Source organism: Lysinibacillus sp. RC79, assembly GCF_041262405.1.
GTDB lineage: Bacteria > Bacillota > Bacilli > Bacillales_A > Planococcaceae > Lysinibacillus.
On the sequence record NZ_JBGCCD010000003.1, the window covers coordinates 124,561 to 143,885 of the forward strand.

Here is a 19,325-nt window from a genome sequence, read left to right on the forward strand (position 1 = left end):
CCCCAATATATGCCGAGTTTTTGCAATTCGTGACCCTTACCCAAAGTATGAAAATATTGCATTTATTTACCACACTGTGTATAGTGTGTATATACAGTTATGCGAGGTGAGAAATTTGTGCATATTCATTTAAGCAACTCCAGTGATAAACCCATCTATGAACAAATAACCGTACAGCTTAAGGAAGCGATACTAGCCAATAAATTACAGGCAGGCGACGCACTACCATCTATTCGTGCACTGGCAAAGGATTTAAAAATTAGCGTTATGACAACGAAGCGAGCTTATGCTGATTTAGAGCGAGATGGATTTATCGAAACAGTAGCTGGAAAAGGAAGTTTTGTTACAGAACGAAATCAAGATTTTCTACGCGAGGAATTATTGCGTCAAGTTGAGGAGCATATGCAAAAAGCAGTGAAAATGGCCAAAACTGCTGGGCTGACAAAAGAAGAAGTACAGGAGTTACTTTCATTAATTTTGGAGGAGGACAACTAAATGAATGCTATTGAAGTTCATGATTTACAGAAAAGCTTTAAAGGGTTTTCTCTTAATGATGTAAGTTTTTCAGTACCTCAAGGCACTGTTATGGGTTTTGTAGGAGAAAACGGTGCTGGGAAGTCTACTACAATTAAATGCATACTTAACCTACTCAAAAAAGAATATGGCGAAATTTCGCTATTTGGTAAGGATATTGTCGAACATGAATTATCGCTAAAAAACGACATCGGTGTGGTTTTTGACGATTTACATGTGCCTGAAACACTTAATGCGGCGCAACTCGACAAAATTATGAAAAAAGTTTTTAAAACATGGGATTCAGGCTATTATTTTGAGCGATTAGCACAATTTAAAGTTCCGGAGAGGAAGAAGATTAAAGAATTATCCCGAGGAATGAGGATGAAACTTTCCATAGCATTAGCATTGTCGCATCATCCAAAACTTTTAATTTTAGATGAGCCAACGAGTGGGCTAGATCCGATTATACGTGATGAAATTCTCGATTTATTTTTAACGTTTATGCAGGATGAAACACATAGCATCCTATTTTCTTCTCATATAACAAGTGATTTAGAAAAGATAGCTGACTACATTACATTCATTCATAATGGGGAAATTTTATTTAGCGAAAGTAAGGATGCGCTGGTCTATGAGTACGGCATATTTAAAGGAAGTAATGAGGAAGTAAGCGATATTCCAGAGCATGCCATTATAAAAAAGCGTAATGGAGCATTTGGTATTGAGGCACTAGTTCATAAAAATAAAGTAAACAAAGTATTTTCACTTGAAAGGCCTTCAATTGAAGATATCATGCTTTTTTATGTGAAAGGAAGTGTTCTATAATGACTGCTCTTCTATTAAAAGATTTCATGACGATTCAGCGTCAAATAAAATCACAAGCTTCTTTTCTAATTATCATCCTTTTTATGGCGATTTTCATGCAAAAAGGTTCACTGCTCTTAGCCGTTATTGTATTTATCGTGACCATTCAAGCGACAACTGCCATTACCTACGACGAACACAGCAACTGGGATAAATACGCAAATACCTTACCAATTTCCAAAGGGGATATTGTGCTTAGTAAATACATGCTGAGTTTCCTACTCATGATCATAGGGCTTGTCATTGCTCTACCTATCGTATTTCTTATGAATCACTTCACGAATAACTTGGCTTCAGCTGAATTTTTTCTAACATTTAATCTTACTGTGGTATTGTCATTTTGTATACTGGCATTATTAATTCCAATCTACATTAAATTTGGCGCCATCAAAGGAAGAATTGCCCTATTTGCTCTTTGCTTCATACCTGGTTTCTTATTTGGTCTTTTAAAAGAGTATTTTCCAGATATGACATTAACATTATCCAACTTAAAACAATATATGTTTTTAGCTCCGTTTGCCGGACTTTTAATCTTATGGCTGTCCTCTCTCATTTCAACCGCTATATATCAACGCAAAGAATTCTAGGAGGAAAAGACAATGCAGGCTTTACTTTTGCAAAGAATAATGGTGCAAAAATGGTCCATCCTTTTTGCAGTTATTATTTGTATAATCATTAGTTACATGGAAATACCCTTTTTAGATAATCCCTTAATAGGAATATTTGTTGTAGTTTTTTCTGCTTCCATTATTAGAGGGATCTATGAGGAAGATCAAAAAGTAAATTGGGAATTATTTGTGAATAGTCTACCTTTGACGAGAAAAACACAGCTACAGGCTGATTTTCTATATAGTCACGGTATCGTGATGCTACTTTTTGTTCTATTAGCACCTGCTTATTTTTCACAAACTGCAGCTGATGATAATTTTTCAGAGCATTTTGCCATGTACTTCGCCTATATTAGCAGTGCTTCTTTACTCATCTCCATCCAGTTTTATATCCATCATCTAGACGAGACAAAGCGGATGCGTTATTTTAGAATGATATCAGCCATCTTCCTTATTTTTATAATTAATTTTCCTATCCATTACTATTTATCACAAGTAGTAGAAAATTTTTTGATAATTATTTTGATCCCTACAATCATAAGTATAATCATTAGTATTTTTATTTTACTTCAAAGCCTTACATTATATTTAGCAAGAGAGGTTTTTTAAAGAATTTAAAAAATAGGTTGCCGAAAAAGGGCGACCTATTTTTTATCAATTACTACATGGACTAACGTATCATTCGCTATATCAATTGTAAATGCCTTACCGAAGCCTACCACGTAGCGGCCTTCCAATGGTGTGAGCTCAAATAGTGAAAAATCAAGTGTTCGTAACAGCTCCATCATTTTAGCATTAAACAATTTATTGAATGCTGCAAATACGTCCTCGTATCCTTCATTCCCTAAATTCTTTGGTTTACATTGCCAACGTGCTCGTTCTGCTGCAAATGGATTTGGTGTTACTGCCTCATCTGCCACGCAAAGTACATCTACAAGTTGAGCCTGCTCCATGAGTTGAAAATGCTCTGCGATACGACTAATATAGACGTAAAATTCACCATTTACACGCACAAATGGAGTAGTGCTACTAAAAGGTTTCCCTTCACCATCCACTAGACTTAACACACAACTTTTTTTTCCTTGAATAAATTTTTCATAGCCTTGCTTTACTTGCTCAATATCAATTTCTTTTTGCATCCTATTTCCTCCTACGCCTTGACAGTACTTTTTAATTGAATCCGTGGAGCACTATCCCATGATACATATTGAATTTCTGCATCCATTCGGTATATTTGCTGAATCATCTGTTCGGTCATTACCTCTTCGGGTGTGCCAACTTGGGCGCGTTGACCACCTTTTACAACTACGATTTTATCACTATAGCTAGATGCTTGATTTAAATCATGGAGCACCATCACAACCGTCATACCCATTTCATAATTTAGCTCTCTCACTAATTCTAGAACTTCATGCTGGTGTGCGATATCTAAGTATGTCGTTGGTTCATCCAATAATAAAATTTGCGGTCGCTGCGCTAAAGCCATTGCTATCCAAGCTCGCTGTGCTTCACCACCCGATAAAGCTGCAATAGGTTTTTCTCTGTAATGTGTGAGATGTGTTTTCTCTAGAGCCCAATCAATAATAGCCTCATCCTCTGCATTTAAGCGCTCAAACCACTTTTTATGTGGATATCGACCATATGCCACTAGGTTTTTAACAGATATATCAGTTGGAGCCTGATTTTTTTGACTCAACATGCACATTTTTCTTGCTATGTCTTTGGACGAGAGTCGACGTATATTTTCGCCATCAAAGATAATTGTTCCTTCATTATAAGGCTGCATACGTGCAATAGCCTTTAAAATAGTAGATTTTCCAGAGCCATTTGGTCCGATAATGGATAGCACCTCACCTTTTGCAACTTCAAAAGAAAAATTATGGACAACTTCCTTTTGTTCATAGCGGACAGATAGCTGTTCAATTTTTAACATTAAAACGCCTTCTTTCGCATTAAATATAAGAAGTAAGGCCCACCAATGACAGACATTAGAATACCCGCTGGAATATCGAGTGGCGCAAACAATGTTCGTCCACCAGTATCAGCAATAAGTAACACAATTGCCCCCATTGCCATACTCATGGGTAGTAGATATTTATAATCTGAGCCTACAAGCATTCGAGCCATATGCGGTACGATTAAGCCAATAAAGCCAATCATTCCGACTGCAGCTACCGAGATAGCCGCTAAAAATACTGCTAAAATAGATAACATAATACGAATACGAGTTACATTTTCCCCTAAATTTACTGCCACTTGATCTCCTAAACGTATAATATTTGCCTTGCGTATCGCAAAGATGGACACGATCCAACCTATTATTGCGTAAAAATAAATCAATTGCAGTGATGCATTTCCCTTGGCTGCTAAACTACCATTCATCCATTGCACTGCTGATGGTAGTCGATCACTATAAAGAATCGATAAAAACCCAATAACTCCACCACACAGTGCATTCACTGCAACTCCTGACAAAATAATAGTAATCGGAGTAATGCCTGTTCGTCGCCAGGCAAGTGCATAAATTATAGTTGCAGCAATTAAACCACCAATAAAGGCTGCGGCTGGGATTAGATGAGTGAATTCTGGATTTGCTAATAGAATGATTAAAACAAATGCTGCTGCTCCACTCGTAACACCTGTCAATCCTGGATCAGCTAATGGATTTCCCATTACTGCCTGCAATAATGCACCAGAGATCGCAATATTAGCACCTATTATAAATGCTAGTAAAACACGTGGAAGACGAATATCCCAAATAATTGTAGTATATATGCCATCATTATCACGACCATTGACAATTGTTGTTAAAATATCTGGAATTGTAATATGTACACTCCCTAGCCCTATCGCAACGATAGCTGCTAACATTGTTAGCACAAAGGTCATAATAATAATGATGCGACTTCTTCTTGTACTTATCATAGGTTTACCTCATTGTTATTTATAGAAATAATCTGCGATTGTCGTAAGTGCTGTCTCAACATTAGAAATGGATGTTACACCGAACGTACTATAATCAAGCATGTAAATCTTGTCATTTTTATAAGCTGAGAGTTGTTTCCACGCACTATTTTTCTCAATCTCTTGTTTGAATTTATCTTCGTTTGCTCCATGGTCGCCTGATGCTAATACGAAAATAATATCTGGATCAGCAACAACAATGTCCTCTAGATTCATTGCTGAATAAGTTGATTCTGCTTTTAACACTGATTTAGCGATATTATCAGCGCCTAAACGCTCAACTAAACTACCTAGATAAGACTTTTCATTCATAACCATAAAGGAATCAGATGTTCCGATAACAAGCATGACAGATGGAAGTTCTTTTCCTTGTGCTTTTGTTTCAAGTTCCGTTTCCTTTGAAACAATATTTTGTAGTAATTTATTCATTTCTTCTTCTTTTCCAAAATATGTACCAAGTACCTTGAAGCTCAATTTTAAGTCATCATATGAATCTGTCGGTAGATAGGCTGTTGGTAAATTCATTCCCTGAAGTGCTTGATCCAGTGAACTTTGTAGAGAAGAAGCCCCAATTATTAAGTCTGTTTGTAAACTTGAAATTATTTCTAAATCAGGTGCCATAGGTGAGCCAATTCGTGTAATAGCATCGAAATCTGCTGGAATCGGATTTGTCGATGTTGGAACGCCTACAGGTTCAATATCAAGTAGGTGTAGCATCTCTGTTAAAGGAACCGATGTAGTAACGATTTTTTCAGGAACTGTTGCTGGTAAACTTGCTAATGCTTTTTGAAATGCCTCCTCATTTACACCATCCTCAAACTTCCCCTCTTGTACTTTAGTTGATTCTGATATTTCCTGTTGCTGTGAAGTCCTGTCTTTTTGTGTCTCCTTATTTTCCTCTTTTTCTTGTTGTGAGCATCCAACTAATGTAAGTGATAATGCTAGAAGCCCTACACCTAACCAATTTTTCATACTAATACTTGCCTCCGATTTAATTGATAATGATTTTCAATATCATTTATACTACCAAACTTTATTGAGAATATCAACTTCTAATTGATAATGAGCATTTTCAACTAGAAAAGGAGAACCTCGAAAGCTATCGAGATCCTCCTTTTATGAAAAAAATGATGTCAGTGATAAATGAAACATTGTTTAATTAAAAAAGGAGCACAAACTATAGCAATAGTTTGTGCTCCTTTTATTTTAAGCTTCTGGGCCAATAATTGAAATGGCTGGCTCAGCTTTCAAGATTTTTGCTATTAAACGATCGATCGATTCCATTGAAACGGCATCAATTGACGCTAATACTTCGTTTACTGAACGATGTTTACGATGCACTAACTCACTTGTACCGTTGCGATTCATACGAGCGCCTGTCCCCTCTAGACCGAGCACAAAACTCCCCTTAAGCTGCTCCTTCGCATTCATAAGTTCTTCCTCTGTCACGCCACCTGCTACGATATCAAGTAATGTCGCATCAATTGTATGTTGGAGCTGTGATAATTGCTGACGGCTTGTACTACCATAAATCGTAAATGCGCCAACATCTGCATAACAGGATTGATAAGAAAATATTGAATATGCTAAACCACGTTCTTCGCGTACTTCTTGGAACAAACGAGAGCTCATATTACCACCAATAATATTATTAAGTGCAATAAAGCTATACATATCTGGATCTTTTACACCAATTGCTGGATAAGAAATGGCTAAATGCGCTTGCTCCGTATCGCGAGTTTTTGAAATCTCTCCTGGATAAAACTGAGGATTCGTTAGCACAGGTTCAACCACAAGTGGAGATGGCTGATATTGGCCAAATAAGTCTTCAATTGTTTGCATAAGCTTTGTAGAGATATTTCCCGCTATTGAAATAACAACTGATTCTGGACCATAATGTTTAGCCATATAGTTACGTATAATATCTGCTGTAAATGTTTTTAATGTAGCCGCAGTTCCTAGAATTGGACGACCGAGTGCATCATTTGGATACATGACTCCCCATAGTTTTTCATGAACATCGTCATCAGGTGCGTCTTCACTCATTAATATTTCCTCTAGTACAACTTGTCTTTCTTTCTCTAATTCTTCCTCTGCAAACGTAGAATTAAAGAACATATCCGCTAATATTGCAACTGCAAGCTCAGCATGATGGTCTAAAACCTTTGCATAATAACAAGTGTTTTCCTTGGATGTAAAGGCATTTAACTCTCCACCAATTCGATCAAATTCTTCAGCGATTTGGCGAGCTGTTCGAGTTTTTGTCCCTTTAAAAAGCATATGTTCTATAAAATGCGTAATGCCATTTTCCTCAGGTAGCTCATAACGAGATCCTGCATTAACAAAAATGCCTAGCGCAACAGACCTTACATGATCGATTTGCTCAGACACAATACGCACGCCATTCTGACATGTATGTACTTGTACCAAAAAATCTCCCCCAATTTATCTCTGGTTCTACATCAAAGGCATAATGTGGGATCATCACCAAAACGTGTGGTTGATTTCCGTTCCGACTGGGCGCTTTGTAGCTGCCGCTTTGCTTTCGCTACAGAAAACATTTGCCGCTGACGCTTCGCTTTCGCGCAGAGCAGAGCTTCCTGGGGGCGTCCGATGAGCCGCTTCACTCGCGATGCTCGCTCCAGGGTCTCGGGCCAACACGATGTTGGTCACGAAGGCGTTATCACAGGATGTGATGGTTTTAGCCTTCGTTCCTCTATCGCTAATCCCCAAGGAGTCGTCCATTCTCCACTCCAATCAACTTATTTACATAGTATACGTTTTACCAAAAGTCATCCACGACTTTTAGTGATGAACCATAATGTGAAGCTTCCCCCAAAATATCCCTTATAGAACCATTTTCCTTATAGTTGATTTAAAAAAGGCTGCGCATTATACGCAGCCTTTTCTACAATTTATTATTTATCTTGCTCAGCGCGTTCTTTTTCTTCTTGGATCACTACTTTACGAGATAAATTCACACGACCTTGCTTGTCAATTTCAATAACTTTTACAAGTAATTGATCGCCAAGTTTTAAGACATCTTCAACTTGTTTTGTACGTTCCTCTTGAATTTCAGAGATGTGAAGTAAGCCATCTTTACCAGGGAATATTTCACAGAACGCACCGAATTTTTCAATACGTTTAACTGTTGATAAGTAATACTCGCCAACTTTTGCTTCACGTACGATGTCCTCGATAATTTGTTTTGCACGAGCGTTCATTTCTTCATCTGCAGAAGAGATGTAAATTGTACCATCTTGCTCAGTATCAATTTTTACGCCAGTTTCTTCAATAATTTTGTTAATTTGTTTACCACCAGGTCCGATAACATCGCGAATTTTATCAGGATTAATCTTCACGATCACAATTTTCGGTGCAAATGTAGATAATTTTTCACGTGGTTCTGCAAGAGTAGCAAGCATTGATTCTAAAATGTGCATACGACCAATTTTAGCTTGTGTTAATGCTTCCTCTAAAATATTGCGTGATAAACCATCAATTTTAATGTCCATTTGAAGTGCTGTTACACCTTTAGCTGTACCTGCAACTTTAAAGTCCATATCTCCAAGGTGGTCTTCCATACCTTGAATATCAGTTAAAATAGAGTAATGTTCGCCTTTTTTAATAAGACCCATTGCAATACCTGCTACAGGTGCTTTTAATGGAACACCAGCATCCATCATCGCTAACGTTGAAGCACAGATAGAAGCTTGAGATGTAGAACCGTTTGACTCGAGTACTTCCGATACACAACGGATTGTATATGGGAATTCAGATTCACCTGGAATAACCGCATCAAGAGCACGCTCTCCTAATGCACCATGACCGATTTCACGACGACCTGGTCCACGAATTGGGCCAGTTTCCCCTACAGAGAATTGCGGGAAGTTATAGTGATGCATAAAGCGTTTCGATTCTTCTACACCTAAACCGTCGATAATTTGCACATCACCAAGTGCACCTAATGTACAAATAGAAAGGGCTTGTGTTTGTCCACGCGTAAATAATGCTGAACCGTGAGTACGTTGCAATAAGCCTGTTTCAGAAGAAAGTGGACGGATTTCGTCTAGCTTACGACCATCTGGACGAACTTTATCTTCTGTAATTTGACGACGTACTTCGTCTTTTACCATCTTATCTAGAATTGTATAAACTTGCTTCATTGTTACTTCATCCGCTTCTTGCTCTTCATAAGAAGCAATAACACGATCTTTTACTGCTTTAATAGCCTCATCACGTGCATGTTTTTCAGCAGTTTGAATAGCATCATGCATGTCAGTCTCACAAGCTGCTTTTATATCTGCTTGAATCGCTTCATCAATTTCAAATAATGTTACAGGTAATTTTTCTTTCCCTACTTCTGCAACAATTTGCTCTTGGAAAGCAATAATTTTTTTGATTTCTTCATGACCGAACATAATGGCTTCAAGCATTACTTCTTCCGGTACTTCTAGTGCACCAGCTTCAACCATGTTGATAGCATCCTTGTTACCTGCTACAGATAAATGGACTGTTGACTGATTAGATTGTTCCACTGTTGGGTTCACGATAAATTTACCGTCAATATATCCAACTTGTACACCTGCAATCGGTCCATCAAATGGAATATCCGAAATAGCTAATGCTAATGATGAACCAACCATTGCAGCCATTTCAGACGTGCAATCCGGATCGTTAGACATGACCATCGAAATCGCTTGTACTTCATTACGGAAACCGTCTGGGAACATCGGACGAATTGGACGGTCGATTAAACGGCTTGCTAGTATTGCTTTTTCAGATGGACGGCCTTCACGTTTAATAAAGCCACCAGGAATTTTACCTGCTGCATATAAACGTTCTTCATAGTTTACTGTTAATGGGAAGAAATCAAGTGGTTTCGGTGATTTTGACATTGTTGCTGTTGAAAGTACTGATGTATCACCATAGCGTACTAATACGGCCCCATTTGCTTGTTTTGCTAACTGTCCAACTTCGATTACTAGTGGACGGCCAGCCCATTCATAGGAATAGACTTTCTTTTCGTTCATTCAATGAACCCCTCTCTATTATAAAAACACTTACTTCGTCTGTATGTACTAATAGTAAGTGTACCAAAAATGCTTGTTCTATGCTAAATATTTCATCAAATAATCATACATTTAAATTCAGTTATTGCCAATTTATTTAGGATTTATTTCTATACTTGATTGAAACGATGTTTTTTTGCTTGAAATTCATGTCATATATGCTTTTTTTCTCAATCCGTCTTCTTAATATTTATAAACATAAAGAAAAAGCGGGATTAATCCCGCTTTTCGATTGACAATTAGCGACGTAAGCCTAAACGAGTGATTAGTTCACGGTAACGTTGTACGTCAGTCTCACGAAGATATTTTAATAAGTGACGACGACGGCCTACCATTTTAAGAAGACCACGCTCAGAGTGGAAATCTTTTTTGTGTGTACGTAAGTGAGCATTTAGAGCGTTAATATCCTCTGTTAATACTGCAACTTGTACTTCTGGAGAACCAGTGTCACTTTCGTGAGTACGGTACTCAGCAATAATTTCGTTTTTACGTTCTTTTGAAATAGCCATTTGTATGGACCTCCTAAATAATTGTTAATCCCCATTAGCACAGTAAACGTTGGAGTCATCGATATACCGAGCTAAGGTTAAGCATATTATGCACTTATGAATGTTACCATAAATCAAAAGGTCAAGCAAGCGTTAACGTAAGCCTATTCATATGTTAAAGTAGATTTAATTTGCATTAACTCGATAAAATATGGGTCATCACCATAAAGTGGGGTTGATTTCCGTTCCAGCTGGGCGCTTTCCTGGGGGCGTCCGATGAGCCGCTTGGGGCAGCAGGATGTTGGTCACGAAGGCGTTATCACAGGAAGTGATGCTTTTAGCCTTCGTTCCTCTATGTGCTCGCTCCAGGGTCTCGGGCCAACACGACGTAGGTCACAAGGCGTTATCACAGGATGTGATGCTCTTAGCCTTCGTTCCCCTATCGCTGATCCCCAAGGAGTCGCCCAGCCTCCACTCCAATCAACTTATATTCATGGTATACGTTTTAACTTTTGGTAATAACCTTAAAATAGTCAATTGCTTCTTGTTTATCCTGTTCGATTTGTGCTTTCAATGCTTCAATACCATCGAATTTTCGTTCACTTCTTATACGTTTAAACCAAGCGACATGTACTTCTTCACCGTAGATATTTTTTTCGAAGTTTAATATATGGACTTCGATGGATAATTGCTTGTCATTTGGATCTTTAAATGTTGGTTTATAGCCTACATTACATACACCATCATACCAGTTATTTTGGACCAGTAATCGAACCGCATATACACCGCTTGCTGGGATATAAGTTCCCTCCAACGCTTGGATATTTGCAGTTGGGAAACCTATTGTGCGTCCTCGCTTATCACCATGTACAACGATACCCGTAATTTCAAATGGTCGTCCAAGGAGTAATCTTGCTGCTTCCATATCTCCCTCTTGCAAAAGCTTACGGATACGTGTAGAGCTAATTTTTTCGATATCGTCGGTTTTCTTTTCAACAACCGTTACGCCGTAATCTCCATTACTCAATGCACGCATATCTTCCATTGCGCCTTTACCAAATGCACCAAAAGAATAATCAAAGCCAGCTGTAACATGCTGAATGTTCAACCCACGAATAAATGTATCAATAAATGCAGCAGGTGAAAGCTTTGCAAAATCAGATGTGAAATGTACAACAAATGCTGTATCAACACCTTGTTCTTCAAAAAGCTGCAATTTTTGCTGTAATAACGTTATATAAAATACTTTTTCGTTACGTCCGCCAAGCACTAAAGAAGGATGTGGATCGAATGTCATAACAGCCGTTGGAATTTGACGTTTGTCTCCTTCTTCCTTCGCTGCCTTAATTACTTCCTGATGCCCTCTATGTACACCATCAAAAAAACCAAGTGCCAATGAATATGGCTGCATGCTTTCTCGTTGCTGTAGTTGGTGTGGGTATTTTAAATGAATAACCTCCATACTAAAAATCCTCCTACTCTATCGTCGGAAACATCTTATGTGGCTTCATAAACCCTTCCTTTGTAGGATGGGCATGATAAACCGCAATTGCTTTCCCACTGATTCCAAAAACAATTTTATCATGTATCTTTAATAATGCATCTGCGGGAAGCACTTGTCCATTGAAAATTTCTTTTTCGTTTGCAGAAACGATCTCAATATATGGATAATCTGTTAATGCATACTCAACTGGTAAAATGCATGTATCCATTTGTTCAGCTTCCATCAGCTCAGCAACTTGTGCCAATGTAAAGCAATTTTCTTGTGTAAATGTACCTGAGGCTGTACGTACGAGCTCTTTCATATGTGCAGGATAGCCAAGTGCCGCTCCGATTTGCACAGCTAGTGTTCGAATATACGTCCCTTTACTACACGCTATACGTACAGGGAATGTAATTTCATGTCCTTCATATATTTCTACATCATCTAGTAGCTCTAATGCATAAATAGTAACTTGACGTGTAGGTCTTTCGACAATTTCGCCTTTTCGTGCATATTCATAGAGACGTTTACCATTTACTTTGACTGCTGAAAACATCGGTGGCGTTTGTTGAATAACACCTGTTAGCAAGGTTAAAACCTCTTGCAATTGAGTACGTGTGAACTTTTTATTCGTACTATCTTGCTCAACCGTTTCTCCTTCTGCATCCTCAGTTGTCGTTGTACGGCCAATTGAAATAACGGCTTCATAGGTTTTTCCTGCATCAGTTAAGTATTCTGCGATGCGTGTTGCCTGACCAATACAAATAGGAAGAACTCCCTCAACACCTGGATCAAGTGTGCCTGTATGGCCAACTTTTTTAGTACGTAAAATTTTCCGTAATTTAAAGACGCAATCATGACTTGTCATGCCACGTTCCTTCCAAAGCGGTAAAATACCGTTCATAAATTCCCTCCTAAAATCAATTCGTTTTTAGTTTATTTTAAAAATGATAGACCCCAAAAAATGTTCTGTTGCATTTTCCGATGAATGTAAAAAGTCTGCCTGCATGAACATGCATATGGCAGACTTTTTTAGTTAAGCTTATTCTTCGTGTAAACCACGTAGCAATGAATCAATACGGTTCCCATATTCAATCGATGAATCGAATTCAAAGATTAGTTCTGGTGTACGACGTAAACGGATTCGTGAACCGATTTCTGAGCGAATGAAACCAGAAGCCTTTAATAAAGCTTTTAGTGTTTCCTCTTTTTCACGTTCATTGCCTAGAGTTGTAATATAAATTGTCGCTTGCTGTAAATCACCTGTTACCTCAACACCAGTAACAGTAACGAAACCAACACGCGGATCTTTTATTTTACGTCCAATAATATCACCAAGCTCTTTTTTCATTTGCTCAGCGACACGGTTTGAGCGTAGAGACATAGTTTGTCACCTCAATTTCGATGTACAGAAAGTTGTGTCCTCACTTACACATATATTTACATGCAAGGTTGGCTAAATCATACAACACAACTTCTAATGTTACTTATAGATAGTCTCGCCACACATTTAGCTGTTCCCAAGATGGATTTGACTGTAAGTAGTGAAGCGCGTGATTAATTTCACGCTCGGCTGCTTCTTTTGAAGAAGAAACAGCAACAAGCGCTAATTTCGTGCGTTGCCATACATTTTGATGGTCAATTTCCGCAATGGATACATTAAATTTTTGTTTCGTGCGGGTAATCATACGCTGTAAGACAGCACGTTTTTCCTTCAACGAATGGGCAGTTTGAATAATGAATTCAACCTCTGCGTAAACAATCATTAAGCACGTTTAACTTCTTCCATAATATAGGCTTCGATAATGTCGCCTTCTTTAATATCGTTGAAGTTTGTAATTGTAATACCACATTCGTAACCTCTGGCAACTTCTTTTACTTCATCTTTGAAACGTTTAAGTGTATCTAATTCGCCTTCAAAAATTACTACATTATCGCGGATTACACGTACGCCAGAATCACGAGTTACTTTACCTTCTGTTACGTATGAACCAGCAATTGTACCAACTTTTGATACTTTAATTGTTTGTCGAACTTCTGCTTGACCAATAATTTTTTCTACGAATTCTGGATCAAGCATACCTTTCATTGCTTGTTCAATTTCCTCGATTACTTTATAGATAATGCGGTGTAGACGAATATCTACGCCCTCTTCTTCTGCTGCACGTTTTGCATTGACATCTGGACGAACGTTGAAGCCGATAACAATTGCATTTGAAGCCGCAGCAAGAGAAATATCTGATTCTGTAATCGCTCCAGCGCCAGTGTGAATAATTTTCACATTTACGCCTTCAACATCAATTTTCATTAATGATGCAGCCATAGCTTCTACAGTACCTTGAACGTCAGCCTTAACAATTAAGTTAAGCTCCTTCATTTCGCCTTGACTCATTTGTTCGAATAAGTTATCAAGCGTTACGCGTTGTTTTTCTGAACGTTGCGCTTGAATCGCTGACATTGCACGAGTTTCTCCAACTTGACGTGCTGTTTTTTCGTCTTCAAAGACAACGAAACGGTCGCCAGCTTGTGGTACATCATTTAAACCTGTGAGTTCTACTGGCGTTGATGGTCCAGCTTCTTTCACACGGCGGCCTTTGTCATTCACCATAGCACGTACTCGCCCATAAGTATGGCCGACAACAATTGGGTCTCCAACTTTTAATGTTCCATCTTGTACTAAAAGTGTTGCAACAGAGCCTCGACCTTTATCTAGCTGTGCTTCAATTACTGTACCAAGTGCTAAGCGATCAGGGTTTGCTTTCAATTCTCCTACTTCAGCGATAAGTAAAATCATTTCAAGTAATGTGTCAATGCCTTCACCTTTTAATGCAGAGATTGGTACGAAAATAGTTTCGCCGCCCCAAGCTTCAGGAACTAGGCCATGCTCTGTTAGCTCTTGCATCACACGGTCTGGATTAGCTGAAGGTTTATCCATTTTATTGACTGCAACAATAATTGGAACTTCTGCTGCTTTTGCGTGGTTAATCGCTTCTACTGTTTGTGGCATAACACCATCATCCGCAGCTACTACTAAAATCGTTAAATCCGTTACTTTCGCACCGCGCGCACGCATAGTTGTAAACGCAGCGTGTCCTGGTGTATCTAGGAACGTAATTTTTTTGTCGCCTTCAGTTACTTGATAAGCACCGATATGCTGAGTAATACCACCAGCTTCTCCAGCTGTAACTTTAGTATTGCGAATAGAGTCTAACAATGTAGTTTTACCATGGTCAACGTGACCCATAATTGTTACTACCGGAGGACGTTCTGATAATTCTGCCTCGTTAACTTCTTCTGTTTGTTCGAAGTGTGTTTCTAAATCCGTAATATCTACACGGATTTCTTCTTCAACTTCTACACCATAGTCTGCGCAAATTAATTCAATTGCATCCTTATCTAATTCTTGGTTAATTGTTGCCATTACACCAAGCATAAATAATTTTTTAATAATTTCTGATGGCTCACGGTGTAATTTTTTAGCTATTTCCGCTACAGAAAGTGATTCAACAAAAGTAATTTTTTCTGGTAATTCCTTCTGTTTCACTGGTAGACTTGGTTGATGTGTTTTTGGATGGCGACGTTTTCCGCCATGAATTCCTGGTTTTGGACGTTGGTTGTAACCTCCGCCTCTGCGATTATTATTATTATTATTATTATTATTATTATTATTTGTCATATTTCGATTTTGACTACCTTTTGTATTCTTAGATTTTTCGTTAGACGAATTTGAGTTTTGATGCGTTTGTTGCTGATTATTGGCTTTAGGCTTAGAAGTAGCAGATTGCTGCTTTTGCCCGTCTTGCTTTTTCACCGATTGCTGTGATTTTTGCGATACGTTTTGAGTAGGTTGCTTCACTTCTTTTATATTTTTAAATGTTTGGTTTAACTTTGCCACTATGTCTTTTTCTAACATTGACATATGGTTTGTTACGCTAACATTTATTTTATTTAGTGCTTCAATAACCTCTTTACTCGTTTTATTCACTTGTTTCGCATATTCATGAACTCTGATTTTGGTCATCTGCTCACCCCCGATTATTTTTCGTTGAGTAGACTAGACAATTTGCTTGCAAAACCTTTATCGGTAATAGCTAAAGCCACGCGGGCCTCCTTACCTGTAGCATGTCCTAGATCATAACGATCACCAATTACATGATACTCAACGTTGTAGTACGTACATTTATCTTGAATTTTTTTGCTAGAGTTTTTAGAAGCATCGTTTGCAAGCAGTACTAGCCTAGCATTACCATTACGGACTTCCTTTACTACTAACTCTTCTCCTGAAATTACTTTACGGGCTCTTGCCGCTATTCCAAGCAAATTATGCACTGCTTGATTGATCATATAATAGACTCCCTACGGATCAACAAAATAAGTTCATCGTAGATTTCTTCAGGGATTTTTATATCAAGTTGGTGCCCTAAAACATTTTTCTTACGGGCGATTTCAATCGCCTCCTCCGATTTAGAGACATAGGCACCACGTCCCGGTTTTTTTCCGGAGATATCAACACTTACCTCGCCCTCTTTCGAACGAACGACACGAACCATTTCTTTCTTTGGTAGCATTTCTCCAGTAGCTACACATTTTCGAAGAGGTACTTTTTTATTAATAGCCATAAGAATCACCTTTCCTCTCTGAAGCTTGTCGTAAGAGGTGGACTAGCCATGCCCTACATTGGTTATAAACTTGGATTTAAAATCAATTATGCCTCGGCATAATTGCGTCCGGAATCGGCTTTGTGCTTAGGCCTGCAGATGTTTATTGCGCGAAAGCGAAGCGTCAGCAGCAGATGTTTATTACGCGAAAGCGAAGCGACAGCAACAACATGATGCAGGTCAGTTAGCCGTTATCGCATGGATGCGATGATTTTAGGCTAACATCCTTTAAGAACTCCTTTCCGATTCCGTGACATCCGCCGGAGACTTTAGGCCAACACTAAGTTGGTCACTCAGTCGTTGCCACAGGACGTGGCGTTCTTAGACTGAGTTCCTCTATTTCAGCAGGTGGTTGGACACTCGCTGAAAGAAGTTAAACACCATAAAATTTTACATTGTAGGCTCTGCCATTATTCAGTGGGCGTTGGGCTACGCCGACTGAATAATGGCAGCCAACTAGTCACACGGGCTTTCTTACTTATTCTTCGTCGTCTTGATATAAGTCAACTGCCACATCATCAAAATCACTTTCTTCATCCTCAGCAGGTATGAAAGTGCTTGTAGCAGATGGATAAATACCTAACTCACGAGCATCTGTTTCACTCTTAATATCAATTTTCCAGCCAGTTAGCTTAGCAGCTAAACGAGCATTTTGACCACGTTTACCAATTGCTAGTGATAATTGATAGTCTGGAACAACAACAGTAGTAGATTTTTCTTCTTCATTGACTTGAACATCTAAAACTTTAGATGGGCTAAGAGCATTTGCTACAAATACAACTGGATCTTCTGACCATTCAACGATATCGATTTTTTCGCCGTGTAATTCATTTACAATTGTTTGCACACGAGCGCCTTTTGCTCCTACACATGAACCTACTGGATCTACCTCTTCGTTATGTGCATAAACAGAGATTTTAGAACGATCCCCTGCTTCACGAGCTATTGATTTAATTTCTACAATACCTTCATAGATTTCAGGTACTTCCATTTCAAATAAGCGGCGTAATAAACCAGGATGTGTGCGTGAAACAATAACTTGTGGTCCGCGAGTTGTACGTTCAACCTTTGTAATATAGACCTTAATGCGATCATGTGGATGATATGTTTCACCTTGAATTTGTTCGTTTTGTGGTAATGCAGCCTCTACTTTTCCTAGACCTACGTAAATATTACGAGCATCTAAACGCTCAACTACACCCGTCACGATATCATCTTCGCGGTCCACATATTGCTCGTAAATTAGGCCACGTTCAGCTTCACGTACACGTTGTGTAACAACTTGTTTCGCTGTCTGTGCAGCAATACGACCAAAGTTTCGAGGTGTTACTTCTTGCTCAACCACATCTTCCAACTGGTATGCAGGGTTGATAGCCTTGGCATCTTCTTCAGAGATTTGTAAACGGTCATCTTCTACTTCTTCAACAACATCTTTACGTGAAAAGACACGAATAGAGCCCTTATCTAAATTTAAGTCAACACGGACATTTTGTGCTTGATTGAAGTTGCGTTTGTAAGCTGTAACTAATGCCGCTTCTATTGCTTCAATTAACACATCTCTTGAAATTCCTTTTTGTTCTTCTAGCGCATTTATCGCATCTAACAAATCACTACTCATTTTTTGTTTTCACTCCTAAATATGCATTATGCTTAAAAATCGATGGCAAGTCGTGCCAAAGCGATTTTTTCTTGTTCAATTGTTACTGTAATTTTACGCGTTTTAATGCGTACTTCCATCACTAATGTATGTTCATCGTATGATGTTAAGTAGCCTTGGAATTCCTTCATGTCCTTGATGGGCTCATAGGTTTTAACATAAATAAATTTGCCAATCGCATTTTCAAAATCAGTATCTTTTTTTAATGGACGTTCTGCTCCAGGTGAAGAAACTTCTAAATAATAGTTTTGTGTAATTGGATCATTTTCATCCAATAGCAAACTTAGTCGTTCACTAACTTGAGCACATTGTTCAATGTCAATTCCACCTTCAGGTGTATCCACATAAACACGTAAAAACCAGTTACGTCCTTCTTTTACGAACTCGACATCTACAAGCTCAAGATTTAACTCTTCAACAATCGGTTTGGCGAGCTCTTCAATTAAAGATGGTACTTTGCTCATTGTTTCCTCCTGTATCTATCAAAATCTGGCGTAATAAAACAGAAATTCCACCAGTAGCTTTGGTGAAATTTAACGGTCTTACCTACTGTTAGTCAAAAATTTGTTTTGCTACGGTATAACAACAGAAAAGAGCGGGAAGGCCCCACTCTTTTGCTGGAAAAATATCAACAAATTATTACCATAAGAATAGCATAGTTTACAGCACAATGCAAATTTCCTTTTTCTAGACATCTAATCAATTATGCCTCGGCATAATTGCGTCTGGAAATTGATTTTTTTGCTTAAATTAGGGTTCATCACCATAACATGGGAGTTGATTTCCGTTCCGGCTAGGCGCTTTCCTGGGGGCGTCCGATGTGCCGCTTGGGGCAACAGATGTTTTTTGCGCGAAAGCGTAGTGCTAACGTAGCGGCAGCAGCAGGATGTTGGTCACGAAGGCGTTATCACAGGACGTGATGATTTTAGCCTTCGTTCCCCTATGTGCTCGCTCCAGGGTCTCATCTGTGACGCTAATCCCCAAGGAGTCGCCTAGCCTCCACTCCAACCAACTT

At 38.6% G+C, this 19,325-nt stretch carries 20 protein-coding genes; 4 read left to right on the plus strand and 16 right to left on the minus strand.

All coding sequences use genetic code 11. The features are described 5' to 3' along the window. The first annotated feature begins 117 nt into the window (after positions 1-117). From ABH968_RS04340 to ABH968_RS04355, 4 genes are read left to right on the plus strand one after another with little or no spacing between them, the layout of a single operon-like run. Entirely contained in the window at positions 118-495 is a 378-nt protein-coding gene (locus ABH968_RS04340) for a GntR family transcriptional regulator (protein ID WP_370042817.1), read from the plus strand. Beyond that, entirely contained in the window at positions 496-1,341 is an 846-nt protein-coding gene (locus tag ABH968_RS04345) for an ABC transporter ATP-binding protein (RefSeq protein WP_370042818.1), read from the plus strand. Then, positions 1,341-1,967 (plus strand): ABC-2 transporter permease, encoded by a 627-nt coding sequence (locus ABH968_RS04350; RefSeq protein WP_370042819.1) that lies wholly within the window; start codon positions 1,341-1,343, stop codon positions 1,965-1,967. The genes ABH968_RS04345 and ABH968_RS04350 overlap by 1 nt, the downstream gene beginning before the upstream one ends. Positions 1,968-1,979: 12 nt before the next feature. Further along, entirely contained in the window at positions 1,980-2,597 is a 618-nt protein-coding gene (locus tag ABH968_RS04355) for an ABC-2 transporter permease (protein ID WP_370042820.1), read from the plus strand. Between the two features lie 35 nt (positions 2,598-2,632). Here ABH968_RS04355 and ABH968_RS04360 read toward each other — a convergent pair whose 3' ends face one another. The 16 genes from ABH968_RS04360 to rimP all read right to left on the minus strand — a co-directional run bounded on the left by ABH968_RS04360 (position 2,633) and on the right by rimP (position 18,774). Next, a complete protein-coding gene (locus tag ABH968_RS04360; protein ID WP_370042821.1) occupies positions 2,633-3,127 on the minus strand; it encodes a pyridoxamine 5'-phosphate oxidase family protein in 495 nt (164 codons plus the stop codon). An 11-nt stretch (positions 3,128-3,138) separates the two neighbouring features. Continuing rightward, positions 3,139-3,921: an ABC transporter ATP-binding protein gene (locus ABH968_RS04365; RefSeq protein ID WP_370042822.1), complete on the minus strand. Its 783-nt coding sequence runs from the start codon at positions 3,919-3,921 to the stop codon at positions 3,139-3,141. Then, the gene (locus ABH968_RS04370) at positions 3,921-4,913 is read right to left on the minus strand and encodes a FecCD family ABC transporter permease (protein ID WP_370042823.1); all 993 of its coding nucleotides are present in this window, start codon (positions 4,911-4,913) and stop codon (positions 3,921-3,923) included. Before ABH968_RS04370 ends, ABH968_RS04365 begins: the two co-directional genes overlap by 1 nt. Before the next feature lie 15 nt (positions 4,914-4,928). Then, on the minus strand, positions 4,929-5,924 hold the full coding sequence (locus ABH968_RS04375) for an ABC transporter substrate-binding protein (protein ID WP_370042824.1): 996 nt from the start codon (positions 5,922-5,924) through the stop codon (positions 4,929-4,931). Between the two features lie 234 nt (positions 5,925-6,158). Continuing rightward, positions 6,159-7,382 (minus strand): M16 family metallopeptidase, encoded by a 1,224-nt coding sequence (locus ABH968_RS04380; protein WP_370042825.1) that lies wholly within the window; start codon positions 7,380-7,382, stop codon positions 6,159-6,161. 488 nt (positions 7,383-7,870) lie between these two features. Further along, on the minus strand, positions 7,871-9,985 hold the full coding sequence (gene pnp / locus ABH968_RS04385) for a polyribonucleotide nucleotidyltransferase (RefSeq protein ID WP_370042826.1): 2,115 nt from the start codon (positions 9,983-9,985) through the stop codon (positions 7,871-7,873). A 278-nt stretch (positions 9,986-10,263) separates the two neighbouring features. Then, entirely contained in the window at positions 10,264-10,533 is a 270-nt protein-coding gene (gene rpsO / locus ABH968_RS04390; RefSeq protein WP_370042827.1) for a 30S ribosomal protein S15, read from the minus strand. Positions 10,534-11,017: 484 nt separating this feature from the next. Then, positions 11,018-11,974: a riboflavin biosynthesis protein RibF gene (ribF, locus tag ABH968_RS04395; RefSeq protein ID WP_370042828.1), complete on the minus strand. Its 957-nt coding sequence runs from the start codon at positions 11,972-11,974 to the stop codon at positions 11,018-11,020. A 13-nt stretch (positions 11,975-11,987) separates the two neighbouring features. Then, a complete protein-coding gene (truB, locus tag ABH968_RS04400; RefSeq protein ID WP_370042829.1) occupies positions 11,988-12,899 on the minus strand; it encodes a tRNA pseudouridine(55) synthase TruB in 912 nt (303 codons plus the stop codon). 138 nt (positions 12,900-13,037) lie between these two features. After that, the gene (gene rbfA / locus ABH968_RS04405; RefSeq protein ID WP_100543905.1) at positions 13,038-13,379 is read right to left on the minus strand and encodes a 30S ribosome-binding factor RbfA; all 342 of its coding nucleotides are present in this window, start codon (positions 13,377-13,379) and stop codon (positions 13,038-13,040) included. 103 nt (positions 13,380-13,482) lie between these two features. After that, a complete protein-coding gene (locus tag ABH968_RS04410; protein WP_004225006.1) occupies positions 13,483-13,761 on the minus strand; it encodes a DUF503 domain-containing protein in 279 nt (92 codons plus the stop codon). Then, positions 13,761-16,016 carry a translation initiation factor IF-2 gene (gene infB / locus ABH968_RS04415; RefSeq protein ID WP_370042830.1) on the minus strand — a complete coding sequence of 752 codons (2,256 nt, stop codon included), beginning with the start codon at positions 16,014-16,016 and terminating at the stop codon, positions 13,761-13,763. Before infB ends, ABH968_RS04410 begins: the two co-directional genes overlap by 1 nt. Before the next feature lie 14 nt (positions 16,017-16,030). After that, positions 16,031-16,339, minus strand: a complete 309-nt coding sequence (locus tag ABH968_RS04420) for a YlxQ family RNA-binding protein (protein WP_370042831.1) — start codon at positions 16,337-16,339, stop codon at positions 16,031-16,033. Continuing rightward, positions 16,336-16,614 carry an RNase P modulator RnpM gene (rnpM, locus tag ABH968_RS04425; protein WP_370042832.1) on the minus strand — a complete coding sequence of 93 codons (279 nt, stop codon included), beginning with the start codon at positions 16,612-16,614 and terminating at the stop codon, positions 16,336-16,338. The genes ABH968_RS04420 and rnpM overlap by 4 nt, the downstream gene beginning before the upstream one ends. Before the next feature lie 517 nt (positions 16,615-17,131). Next, positions 17,132-18,271 carry a transcription termination factor NusA gene (gene nusA, locus ABH968_RS04430; protein WP_370042833.1) on the minus strand — a complete coding sequence of 380 codons (1,140 nt, stop codon included), beginning with the start codon at positions 18,269-18,271 and terminating at the stop codon, positions 17,132-17,134. A gap of 32 nt (positions 18,272-18,303) precedes the next feature. Beyond that, positions 18,304-18,774: a ribosome maturation factor RimP gene (rimP, locus tag ABH968_RS04435; protein WP_142507439.1), complete on the minus strand. Its 471-nt coding sequence runs from the start codon at positions 18,772-18,774 to the stop codon at positions 18,304-18,306. Between the last annotated feature and the right edge of the window lie 551 nt (positions 18,775-19,325).